8 protein-coding genes and 1 other RNA gene are annotated in these 12,005 nt (G+C 40.9%); 2 read left to right on the top strand and 7 right to left on the bottom strand.

From position 1 onward, the window contains the following. Positions 1–233 precede the first annotated feature (233 nt). Both ffs and V6260_RS07450 read right to left on the bottom strand, forming a co-directional pair. Positions 234–330: signal recognition particle sRNA small type (gene ffs, locus V6260_RS07455), an RNA gene on the bottom strand. A 139-nt stretch (positions 331–469) separates the two neighbouring features. Beyond that, complete coding sequence (locus V6260_RS07450; RefSeq protein ID WP_341593460.1) at positions 470–1,363, bottom strand: DUF3014 domain-containing protein; 894 nt, start codon at positions 1,361–1,363, stop codon at positions 470–472. 214 nt (positions 1,364–1,577) lie between these two features. On the opposite strand from V6260_RS07450, the gene V6260_RS07445 reads away from it, so the two are divergent. Continuing rightward, positions 1,578–2,723, top strand: a complete 1,146-nt coding sequence (locus V6260_RS07445) for a patatin-like phospholipase family protein (protein ID WP_341593459.1) — start codon at positions 1,578–1,580, stop codon at positions 2,721–2,723. Positions 2,724–2,732: 9 nt separating this feature from the next. Here the strand turns inward: V6260_RS07445 and V6260_RS07440 are convergent, their stop codons facing one another. Beyond that, on the bottom strand, positions 2,733–4,706 hold the full coding sequence (locus V6260_RS07440; protein WP_341593456.1) for a monovalent cation:proton antiporter-2 (CPA2) family protein: 1,974 nt from the start codon (positions 4,704–4,706) through the stop codon (positions 2,733–2,735). A 133-nt stretch (positions 4,707–4,839) separates the two neighbouring features. On the opposite strand from V6260_RS07440, the gene V6260_RS07435 reads away from it, so the two are divergent. Next, entirely contained in the window at positions 4,840–5,736 is an 897-nt protein-coding gene (locus V6260_RS07435; protein ID WP_341593454.1) for a GGDEF domain-containing protein, read from the top strand. A 72-nt stretch (positions 5,737–5,808) separates the two neighbouring features. Here the strand turns inward: V6260_RS07435 and V6260_RS07430 are convergent, their stop codons facing one another. The 4 genes from V6260_RS07430 to dnaE form a co-directional block, all read right to left on the bottom strand. Next, positions 5,809–6,150 carry a hypothetical protein gene (locus V6260_RS07430; RefSeq protein ID WP_341593452.1) on the bottom strand — a complete coding sequence of 114 codons (342 nt, stop codon included), beginning with the start codon at positions 6,148–6,150 and terminating at the stop codon, positions 5,809–5,811. Continuing rightward, entirely contained in the window at positions 6,151–7,455 is a 1,305-nt protein-coding gene (gene tilS, locus V6260_RS07425; RefSeq protein ID WP_341593450.1) for a tRNA lysidine(34) synthetase TilS, read from the bottom strand. Positions 7,456–7,538: 83 nt separating this feature from the next. Next, the gene (gene accA, locus V6260_RS07420) at positions 7,539–8,495 is read right to left on the bottom strand and encodes an acetyl-CoA carboxylase carboxyl transferase subunit alpha (protein WP_341593448.1); all 957 of its coding nucleotides are present in this window, start codon (positions 8,493–8,495) and stop codon (positions 7,539–7,541) included. Between the two features lie 16 nt (positions 8,496–8,511). Further along, positions 8,512–12,003, bottom strand: coding sequence for a DNA polymerase III subunit alpha (gene dnaE / locus V6260_RS07415; protein WP_341593446.1), 3,492 nt, complete (start codon positions 12,001–12,003; stop codon positions 8,512–8,514). Between the last annotated feature and the right edge of the window lie 2 nt (positions 12,004–12,005).

The following is a 12,005-nucleotide window of genomic DNA, read 5'->3' as shown; positions in this document are numbered from 1 at the left end:
AAGTCGCATTTACGAATCGAGAATGAGCAACATATTTAAAAGGAAGGGTAATTTACTTTTAGTTAACATTATCATGTGGTTATTAGTAATACTTTCTACAAAAAAGACACAAAAATCTATAAAGGAACTTATAAAGTAATCTATAAATAAATCGTATTATTAAATAAGGTGAATTATTTTTGAAGAAATAGCTTTATTAGTTTAAACACCCAAATGAGGAGTTTGGGTGGCAGTCTTACCAGCCACATCTCGGCACACACGTCACAAACTGTGGCTGCTCCCTTCCGGGCCTGACCAGGTTCGCCTGCTAGTGTTGCGAGAGGACCAATAAGACTACCATTGAGGGCCTTGGTTGGCGCGAAAAGGATTATCTCTACTTTTGCTCTGTTATTCAAGGGATAATCAAAAAAGAAAGTGCGATTGCATACTTCATATACAATCGCGGTGTATTTAGCTGTTTTAGTGCGTATTAGTTGCTCTCTAACTGCTCTTTTATATTACGAAGTGCTGCTTTTACTTTTCTCATGTTTTCTGGACCCATGCGTAAAAGTTGTTTTTGAGCAGCAGGTAATTGTTCCCACTCCGAAAACGCATACTGATACGTTACTGAGTCGCGAAGTAACGGCAAGTCACCTTGAGGCTCTGGCGTATCAAGGAGTATATCGATTGCATCGGTTAGCGTTTGATCAAACTCATCATCGCCATAACCAATTTCACTGTATGCATTATTAATAAGTGGCTTGTACTCTTCGTACATACGCACGGCTTGCGCTGCACTCATACTTGTAAATATTTTTACATACGGTGTGTAACGTTCGTAGCTGTTAGGGTTAATCGTGAGGATATCGCTTTCATTAACGCTAAATTTCTCTTCTGGTTGTACAACAGGCGTGTGCTTTTTAGCTACCTTACCTTTAGCTAGATTATCTATAAATACAACACCACGGCGAATTACATCGTCGGTCACCATTAGGCTCATTACTGAGTCGCTTAGGTACTCATCAATTTTAGCAACCACAACCGCATCACTTTCGTCAAGCGTTGGTAGTGGCTCAACCTCAGGTTCTGGCTCAACTTGGCGCTGTACTGGCACTTCTAGGTTTTCTGGTTTTTCTGGTTTTTCTGGTTTTTCTGGCATAACTGATGGTGCATCAATAACAGGGGCATTTTCTGGTTTAAGCTCCATCATTGGCTGCTCTTTTGGTACTTGCTCCACTTCGGTGCGCTTTTGTGGCTCGTCACTTGGTTTTAAAAGTACAAATGCGGCAGCGCATACCACAATAATTAAAATAATAACGGCGAATAAAAAGTTGTTATTAGGCGGACGTTTTTGAACATCTGACGCTTCTGGTTTATCTGACATACAAACTCCATAAAAATTAAAATGCATTATCACTCAGAGTGCTCTGAATGGAAAAAATTCATTATGCGTAAAAACTATTACTGTAATTATTTTAGCTTACAAATATAAATGTAAGCTTACTATACATAGTAACTCAGTTATCCTTTGATTCTTCTAGCTTAAAGACTTACAGTTAATAAATAAAGTAAAGACGTAGAACTGTTTAACCACCAATATGAAAATCAAGCAAGTTGATCCACAAAAACCTAAAACTGCCTTATTGCTTACAGGTGGTGGCGCACGAGCTGCTTATCAAGTGGGTGTGCTTAAAGCGCTAGCTCATAGCATGCCTCGCACAGCTCCATTGCCATTTAGAGTAATAAACGGCACCTCCGCTGGCGCTATTAACTCAGCTGCATTGGCATGTTACGCTTCCTGTGCGCATTTGGCTGTACGAAAGCTTGAATCAGTTTGGAAAAACTTTTCAACCTCTATGGTCTATAAAAGTGACTTTTTAAGTGTATTTGGCCATATTGCGCGTAATATTTTAACGAGCTTTCAGTCAGAGCATATTAACCACCCTCCTGCGAGCTTATTAAACAACCGCCCTCTGCGTAGTTTGCTCAATGAGATTTTAGACTTACACCGCATTGAGCGTAATTTACATCGTAATTACCTAGATGCTTTGTCGATTACGGCCTCTAGTTACACAACCGGCGATTCTGTTGCATTTTTTCAATCTAATACGCAAACATCTTGGCAGCGTGCTAAGCGCGAAGGCCAAGCAACGCGTATTAATGTAGAACACTTAATGGCATCAAGCGCCATTCCTATGGTGTTTCCTAGTGTGAATATTTATAACCATTACTTTGGTGATGGCTCAATACATCAGCTTTCGCCTTTAAGCCCATCTATTCATTTAGGTGCAGAGAAAATATTTATTATTGGGGTCGATCAACCTAAAGAGCTTCACCCTCCGGGGTATTCTCCTCATTACCCGGGGCTTTCGGCTGTGGCTGGGCATTTACTCGATAGTGTTTTTACCGACACCATGCAATCGGATTTAGAGCGTTTGGCTCGTGTTAATCGCACTTTAGGGCTACTACCCGCTCGCGATAAACATCAAGAGCTTAAACAAATTGATACCTTTGTAATTAACCCATCACAAAACTTTAATGCCATTGCCGCGCAATATTACAACGACATGCCTTGGGCTATTAAAGTACTACTGCGTACTATTGGTGTTAAAAAACATTCACAATCGAGTTTAACCAGCTATCTATTGTTTGAAAAACGCTACACCCAGCATTTAATGCAAATTGGCTATGAAGACGGTATGGCGCAGTTGCCTAAAATACGTGAATTTTTAGAGCTAGACTAATCTAAGTCACTATTCTATTCCGTCGAGCAGGTAATGCTCTACCCGCTCAACGCGCCTTGGTTTGCCTTGTAACACTAAAACGTCATTAGCCAATAAAGTTGTTTGTGCTGATGGCGTGTCTATTTCGGCCCCTTCTCTGCGCAGTGCTTTTACTAGTACTCGACGCTTTTCTAAATTTAAATTTTCGATTGTTTTATTAACTGCATAGGCTTTATCAGGCAGAGCAACCACATGTAAGTACTCTAACCTGTCACTTGGTGTATCTTCGTTATCTTTAAAATAGCCTGCGTAAAAGCTTTGCATTAACGGATAACGATTACGACGCTCTTTACTTACTCTTCGCACAATACGCGTCATCGGTACTCCCGACATAGACAACACATGCGACACGAGCATCAAGCTTGCCTCTAACGATTCGGGTACTACTTCGGTTACACCTAGCTCTTTTAAATAATTTAGCTGGCTATCGTCACGGGTACGAATGAGTATTTTAACATTGGGTGCTATTTGTTTTATGGCATCAATCACAACTTGTGCGTGATCAAGCTCTGTAAAAGTAATAATAACTAGTCGAGCTCGCTCTACTCCTGCGCACTTCAAAATATCTTTTTGTTTAACATAGCCAAATATGACAGGCTCACCCGCTGCTTTGCCTTCTTGTACAAGTATTGGGTTACTTTCAATCGCAACATAGTCTATTGCTTCGGGCTTTAAAAAACGCGCTATAGTTTGCCCAACCCGAGAAAAACCACAAATAATAACATGGTCACTAAATAGCGTACTACTTTGTGGCCCACTCTCGAGCGCCAAACTTGGGCGATCAAGTATGCCTAAACGCTTTAAAATAACTGGCGTTTTATCAATCAAAAATGGGGTAAATGCCATTGAAAGCACACCAAGGGCAATTAAAAATGAAGCTTGCTCTGAATTTAATAATTGATGCTGACCAGCAAGTGCAATAAGTACAAAGCCAAACTCCCCCATTTGCCACAGCATAATGCCACACGCTAAGGAGTCTTGGTTTCGCTCGTGCATAAGCCGTGCACTAAGCGCCACCACGGTAATTTTTAATATCAATAAGCCAAGTAAGGCACCAATAATGAGTAAACTGTGGTTGAGGACAAATAAAATGTCGAGCTGCATACCAACGGTTACAAAAAACAGCCCCATTAAAATATCGCGAAACGGCCTTATATCAGCTTCTAATTGATGCCTGTAATGGCTCTCGCCTAACATCATACCCGCTAAAAAAGCCCCTAAGGCCATAGATAGGCCAAACATATAAGTTAATAACCCAGCAAACAGCGCAACCAAAATAGTAGTTAATACAAACAGTTCATCGGTACGTACTTGTGCTATTTCTTTAAACACAATGGGCAATACCCATTTACCAATTGCCCAAAGAAGCACGCATACAAATGCGCCCTTACTTAGGGCAAACGCTAAAGCCCAACCAATACTTTGAGAGTCACTTGATGCAAATAAAGGAAGTATTATTAATAGAGGGACGACAGCAATATCTTGAAAAAGTAGAACACCAACGGCCAATTGCCCACGGCGCTGATTAAGCTCACCCGTTTCTTTTAATAGCTTAACAACCACAGCAGTTGAAGAAAGCGCCATAATTGTACCGATGGTAAAACTGGTGAGTAATGAAAAGTTTAAGGAATATAGAATAATAATGAAGAGTAAACTGGTTATACCTACTTGTAATGAGCCCAAACCAAATACTAGGTTTCGCATTGCCATTAGCCGAGAAATAGAAAATTCAAGCCCTAAACTAAATAACAAAAAAACAATGCCCAATTCAGCTACAAACTCTATTTCGTGCGATTGTGCAAGCCAGCCAATACCATGACTACCGGCCAAAACCCCTGTTGCAAGGTACGCTAAAATAGGCGGCAAGCCAATGCGCTTAAAAAACCACACAAAAAGAACTGCCGCTACTAATAAGCCAAAAATTTGAGCATTAATACTTTGCAAATGCAGCCTCGCGCTTAAATTAAACTAGTAGCCTGTAAGTAAATATAGCAACCATATGTTTTTCATGCAATTTTAAAATATGGCACAAAAATCGCTTAGTTATTGCAAAGTAACACTCTCGGGGGAGTATTTAATGGAAAACGTCCATATTTTGACGCAGCGTGTGTCTGGTCGCGGTGATTTTTTGCCGTTTTCGGCTGAGTACGCACGTGTTAACGAAATTACTGAAACACATGATTTAGTCAACAAACTTCAAACGAGCCTTGTAATAGAAGATGTTTTAGCTATCTATGCAAAATTTGTAAAGCAAATACTAAACTTTTCTGGATTGCAATTTCAATCAACATTAGGTACGACTCAAACCTCTGATAGTGATACGAATACAACCCCCTATATTTTTGATTTATCGATCGATAAAGAGCACTTAGGGCAATTAATTTACTTTAGTCAGTATCAACTTAATACGGCTATTGAGAAAAAATTGCGCGGTTTACATTCCGTACTAGTTTACCCACTACGCAATGCCATGATGTACAGTCGCGTGCTAAAACTCGCTACAAAGGATGCATTAACAGGTTTAAATAATAGAAGTCAATTTAATGATTTTTTGTCGCAAAAACTCGAAAACTGTCGTCGTTATCAACGTCCATTTAGCTTAATGTTACTCGATTTAGATAACTTTAAACAGGTTAACGACAATTACGGTCATAAAGTAGGTGATGATATGCTACGAGAGTTTTCAAAAGTACTCGCTAATAGTATACGTGGCACAGATTCGGTATTTAGGTTTGGTGGTGATGAGTTCGCTTTACTTATTGAAGACCCAGAATTTACGACTAATAAAGTAATCGCCGAACGTATAATGTGCTTAGTAAGAAAATCGCCATTAATGTCTAAGTATAAGGTAACAACAAGTATTGGTTATACTCTGGCTAGCAGCCAAGACTGCGATAACGCAATATTTGCCAGAGCCGATAAAGGCTTATACAAAGCAAAAGCATCTGGCAGAAACTGCGCAAAAGCATATTAGTATTTACTTAACTGCATTAAATAAAAAGCCTAGCTTCCCCCGCTAGGCTTTTTTATTGCTAAAACTCCAATACTAAGGTTTTACACTCACTAATTTATAAATAAACAACGCTGCACAAAAACCAAAAAAGAATCCGCTAATTAAATTAAGTAATGCGGTAATAGTAGCAAGCGGTGTAAATAACACTAAAACCAGTGGTAAACTTACGCCTAAAATAAAAAATAGCCCGCCTTTACCTAACCAGTAGGCAAGTAGTAATGCCGCCGAAATCACACCACCGGCAACTGCATAACCTAAAGTAATAATATTAAGCTCTAGTAAAACATTAGCGATAATAGCTATAACGGCCGTTATCAGCATCCCCATTGGCGCTTTAGTCACTAACGACAAACCAACATGCGGCTGTTTACTCATTTATTTACACTCCCAAAAAATACCATTTTCATCAACGTGCTTAGCACTTATGAAATAGCCAACTACCTGCACTAATTCATCATTATAAAAAATAAGCGGTACACTGGCGCGTAACCAAGGTGCTATTTTTGCATCTTTCAACCAATGCTTAACTGTATTACTACCGGGCTTTTTAAGTGGTTTTATACGCGCGCTATTACAATTAAAGCGCACTGTTACTTGCTCATCAGCGTTTGGAGCTCTCACTCCGCAGCCATTGCATTTAATTAGTAATCGTCCGTCTGCAAGTTTTAACTCTGAATAATTAAGCTCAGCATCTGTTAATTCTGCACTTGGTGTAACAAAGTACAAATAACCTTGATGGCGGCGTATTTGCCCATAGGTTAAATCAATTAGCATTTGTGCGTCGCTTTTTGCACTTATTGCTTGATTAATAATTTGCTCAAGCTGCTTTTGCGATGGCATCACTTGTGTAAATAATGCAAGCCAAGCACGCACTACATTTGCAATACGCGCTGCGCTGTATTTACTTACTTGATTAATACACAGTGCTTGATGCTCGTTAATACACTTATTTAAATCAAGCTGTGTGTATTCATCAAGTAGTGTTTGCTGTTGTTGTAGTAGCTCAATACTTCGTGCAGTGCATTGTTCAAACCCATTAAAGCGCTCAGCTAATACCGGTACTATTTTTGAGCGTAAAAAGTTACGATCAAAACTTTCATCTGTATTAGAGTCATCAGTTATGTGGTTAATACTAAAGCGCGCTGCAAAGGCTTCAATATCGCTGCGCGCTACATTTAACAATGGCCTAAAGCATACTCGGCCACTTTGCAGTAAACGCGCTTGGTACATTGAGCCAAGTCCTTTTAAACCCGAACCTCGCTTTAAGCGCAGCAAAAATGTTTCTACTTGGTCATTTAAATGTTGGCCAAGTAAAATAATACTGCCTTTTGGACTTAACTCATCAAGTGCTTTGTAACGGGCGTCGCGTGCTTGGGCTTCAAGACTTGTACGCGACTGCTGCTCAATTACAACCTTCGCAGCTTCAAAAGGCACATTAAGCTCAATACATACGTTTTCACAAAAGCGTTGCCAGTCATCAGCATGCTGGCTCAAACCATGGTGAACATAAATAGCCGATAAATCAATTACAGGGTTATCTGATCTTAAAGTACGCATTAAGTGCAGCAACACCACGGAATCAACGCCACCAGAAAGGGCCACTGTAAAAGCGGTGTTGCCTTGCTCAATATAGCTATTTAATGATTTTTTTAATTGCTGATAAATTGCTGATGTATGCATATGGGCGCACTTTAATATAAAAACTCTGAACATTTTAAAGCAAAAAAGCCGCATAAGCGGCTTTTTTTTAACATTTAATGTGTTTAGCAATAACCAAACGACATTAAACGTTTGTAACGTTGATCAAGCATTTCTTCAAGCGTAAGCGCTTGAAGATCAGCTAAGTCACGCTTAAGGCGTACTTTTAAGTTACGTGCCATAGCATCATAATTGCGATGCGCACCACCTAGTGGCTCATCAACTAAATTGTTGATTAAGTCTAGCTCTTTAACGCGCTCCGCAGTTACACCCATTGCTTCTGCTGCAAGCGGTGCTTTGTCAGCGCTTTTCCAAAGAATAGACGCACAACCTTCAGGCGAAATTACAGAATAAGTGCTGTACTGCAACATGTTAACTCTGTCGCCAACGCCAATCGCTAGTGCACCACCTGAACCGCCTTCACCAATAACCGTACATATTGTCGGCACTTTAAGCGCCGCCATTACTTTTAAGTTACGTGCGATTGCTTCAGATTGGCCACGTTCTTCAGCACCAACACCTGGATATGCACCTGGTGTGTCAATAAAGGTCATGATTGGCATTTTGAAACGCTCTGCCATTTCCATTAAACGCAATGCTTTACGGTAACCTTCTGGCTTTGGCATACCAAAGTTGCGTTTAATTTTTTCAGCAGTATCACGGCCTTTTTGTTGGCCAATAACCATCACTGGTTCACCATCTAAGCGTGCAACACCACCTAAAATGGCGGGATCGTTAGCAAAAGTACGATCACCTGCAAACTCATCAAATTCCGTGAAAATGCGCTCGATATAATCTCGAGTGTAAGGACGCAACGGATGACGTGCTAACTGCGATACTTGCCAAGCGCCTAGATTAGAAAATATCTCCTCTTTTTGTTTGGCACTTTTTTCTTTTAATTTGCTGACTTCCTCTTCTAACTCAAGGTCTAATTCGCCAGCGCGACTTATATTTTGTAATTCTTCAATTTTTGCTTCTAATTCTGCAATTGGAAGCTCAAAATCAAGATAATTGAGGCTCATGCTCTAAACTACCTAATCAGTTAAATTCTAGTTCTACATCTTGCGCAGCCATTAATGATAACTTATGGATTAAGTCGTCACTTGGCGTAACACACCATTCGATCCCAAGAGTTAATTGCGCCAACGCATCGGGGCGTTGGTAATAAACCTTGATCGGACACGTTCCCATTTTGTAGGGTTCGAGTACTTTTTGTAATTTATCGAAGAAACCAGCCTCGATTTGCACCATGTTCAGCGTCATTTTAATCGCTTTTATACGCTTTTCACGCGCCTGAGCAATAGTGTTTATTTCTCTGGCGGTCATTGTAATACCACCGGAGAAGTTATCAAAGCTGACCTGTCCAGATATTACCAAGATATTGTTAACTTGGAGCATATCTTGGTACTTTTCAAACTCGTCTGAATACAAGCGTACATCAATGCGTGCACTCTTGTCATCTAAAGTTACTAAGGCCCAACGATTTCCTTTTTTATTAATTAATACCCTAGAAGCGATGACTAAACCCGCAGCGGTTGCAAACACGTCACGATTAGTTGGCTGTAAGTCAACTATTTTTCCGCTGGTGTAGTGTTTAAGCTCACGGCGATACTGATTTATTGGGTGCCCAGTTAAATAAAGGCCTAGCGTATCCTTTTCGCCTTCAAGCCATTGATTATCAGTGAGGGGCGTAGCCTTTATAAATGCCTGTTCTACTTCATCTGGTTCAGTAGCTAACAAACCAAATAAATCGCTTTGCCCTAATTGTTCAGCTTTATTATGCTGATCGGCCGCACGCATGGCATCTTTTAAACTTGCCAGTAAAATGGCACGCCCCGCTTGCGTCTTCTCTGGTCCTAATTGATCCAGTGCGCCTGCGTAAATTAATTTTTCGGTAACACGTTTATTTAATCGTTTTAAGTCAACACGGGCACAAAAATCAAATAAATCCTTAAATGGACCACCTTTTGCACGCGCTTCTAAAATAGCATCTACCGGAGCTTCACCTACGCCTTTAATAGCACCTATACCGTAAACAATTTCGCCTTGCAGGTTTACCGTAAACTTAAACTCACCGGCATTTACATCTGGCGGTAATAAGGTAAGCTTCATGTTTTCACATTCATCTACCAAAATTACTATTTTGTCGGTGTTATCCATATCTGCCGACATTACCGCAGCCATAAATTCAGCTGGGTGGTGCGTTTTCATCCACAACGTTTGATACGATACAAGTGCGTAAGCTGCCGAGTGAGACTTGTTAAAGCCGTAACCTGCAAACTTCTCTACCAAGTCGAAGATTTTTATGGCGAGTTCGCCGTCAATGCCGTTATTTCTTGCACCTTCTTCAAACGTTGAACGCTGCTTTGCCATTTCTTCAGGTTTTTTCTTACCCATTGCACGGCGTAACATATCGGCGCCACCAAGCGTATAGCCTGCGAGCACCTGCGCTATTTGCATTACTTGTTCTTGATACAAAATAATGCCGTAGGTTGGCTCTAATATTGGTTTTAAGCTTTCGTGTTGATACTGCGCATCTGGATATGAGATTTCTTCTCGGCCGAGTTTACGATCGATAAAGTTATCTACCATGCCTGATTGTAGTGGACCTGGCCGGAACAAGGCCACGAGTGCGATCATATCTTCAAAACAATCGGGCTTAAGTCGGCGTACTAAGTCTTTCATACCACGCGACTCTAACTGGAATACAGCGGTCGTTTCGGCACGAAGTAACAACTCAATACTTTTTTTATCATCCAGTGGAATGGTGTTTATATCAACAGGGTCCTTACCTTCGCGCTGCATTCGCACGTTGGTCATATCCACAGCCCATTGCAAAATGGTCAAGGTACGTAAACCCAAGAAATCGAACTTAACAAGGCCTGCAGTTTCTACGTCGTTTTTATCAAACTGGGTAACCGGAAACTTACCTTCGTCATCGCAATAAAGTGCAGCGAAGTCGGTAATAGTGGTTGGCGATATTACTACGCCACCAGCATGTTTTCCGGCGTTACGTGTACACCCTTCAAGGATGCGACACATGTCGATTAAGTCTTTTACCTCATTGTCGCCATCGTAGGCTTCTTGCAAGCGTGGTTCTACATCAAACGCTTTGGCAAGTGTCATACCGGGGTCACCCGGAATCAATTTTGAAATTCGATCAACAAACCCGTAAGGATGCCCAAGCACTCGCCCTACATCGCGTATTACCGCTTTTGCAGCCATGGTACCAAAGGTAATAATTTGCGAAACCGCATCCCGACCATACAAAGCCGATACGTGATCAATTACTTCGTCTCGTCTATCCATACAAAAATCAACGTCGAAATCGGGCATTGATACACGTTCAGGGTTTAGGAATCGCTCAAAGAGTAAGTCAAACTCAAGTGGATCAAGGTCGGTAATTTTAAGCGCGTACGCAACTAACGAACCCGCACCTGAACCACGACCAGGCCCAACTGGTATATTGTTATCTTTACTCCACTGAATAAACTCCATTACGATTAAGAAGTAACCTGGGAATCCCATTTGGTTGATTACCCCAAGCTCTATGTCAAGACGCTCATCGTATTCAACACGTTTTGCTTTTCTATCTTCTTCGTCAGGGAATAAAAACTGTAGTCGCTCTTCAAGGCCATCTTGTGACACTTTAACTAAAAAGTCTTCAATTTTAAGCGAGCCGGTTGGGTAATCAGGTAAAAAGTAAGTACCTAATTGCACCGTTACATTACAACGCTTAGCGATTTCTACGGTATTTTGTAGGGCTTCTGGAATATCGCTAAAAAGCTCAGCCATTTGCTCAGGCGTTTTTAGATATTGTTCTTCAGAAAACCGTTTAGGGCGGCGCTTATCATCCAACGTGTAACCGTCAAAAATAGCAACACGAATTTCGTGCGCTTCAAAGTTTTCGGGCTTTAAAAACACCACTTCGTTGGTCGCTACAACAGGTAGTTGCTCTTTAGCAGCAAGCTCTACAGCCATGTGCAGGTAATCTTCTTCAAGCGGTCGGTTGGTGCGCACAAGCTCTAGGTAGTAGTTATCGCTAAAATGCTGCTTATAAAAACTGACAACCGATTCAATTACAGTCGGATTATTTTTTAATAACGCTTTACCTAAATCACCGTCTTTAGCACCTGAGAGAATAATTAAGCCTGCTTTTAGCTCAACTAACCATTCTCGGTCAATCACAGGGCGATGAAATACATGCCCACGTTGATACGCTTTAGATATCAGCAAGGTAATGTTTTTATAACCGTCGTTGTCTTTGGCTAATATGGTTAAGCGGCTTGGCTCATCAGGAAACTCTGGGCTACGAACCCAAAAGTCAGCACCCACTATAGGTTTAATACCTGCATTATGTGTGGCGCCATAAAAACGTACTAAACCGCAAAAGTTCATTTGATCAGTAATTGCAATGGCTGGCATTTGCAGCTCTTGCGCTTTTGCGACTATTGGCTTTGTTTTAGCAAGGCCATCAACCATCGAAAAGTCTGAGTGAACCCTTAAATGTACGAACTCTGGTGCAGCCATGC

This window comes from Pseudoalteromonas aliena (assembly GCF_038155085.1).
GTDB classification, from domain to species: Bacteria; Pseudomonadota; Gammaproteobacteria; order Enterobacterales; family Alteromonadaceae; genus Pseudoalteromonas; species Pseudoalteromonas aliena_A.
Note: the sequence above shows the minus strand (reverse complement) of the source record. Positions and strands in the feature narration are given on the sequence as shown.

What these genes read in the sequence shown, in the direction of transcription:
- V6260_RS07435 (WP_341593454.1), top strand. Translation starts at nt 4,840, where the DNA reads ATGGAAAACGTCCATATTTTGACGCAGCGTGTGTCTGGTCGCGGTGAT.
- dnaE (WP_341593446.1), bottom strand. Translation starts at nt 12,003, where the DNA reads ATGGCTGCACCAGAGTTCGTACATTTAAGGGTTCACTCAGACTTTTCG.
- V6260_RS07430 (WP_341593452.1), bottom strand. Translation starts at nt 6,150, where the DNA reads ATGAGTAAACAGCCGCATGTTGGTTTGTCGTTAGTGACTAAAGCGCCA.
- tilS (WP_341593450.1), bottom strand. Translation starts at nt 7,455, where the DNA reads ATGCATACATCAGCAATTTATCAGCAATTAAAAAAATCATTAAATAGC.
- V6260_RS07445 (WP_341593459.1), top strand. Translation starts at nt 1,578, where the DNA reads ATGAAAATCAAGCAAGTTGATCCACAAAAACCTAAAACTGCCTTATTG.
- accA (WP_341593448.1), bottom strand. Translation starts at nt 8,495, where the DNA reads ATGAGCCTCAATTATCTTGATTTTGAGCTTCCAATTGCAGAATTAGAA.
- V6260_RS07450 (WP_341593460.1), bottom strand. Translation starts at nt 1,363, where the DNA reads ATGTCAGATAAACCAGAAGCGTCAGATGTTCAAAAACGTCCGCCTAAT.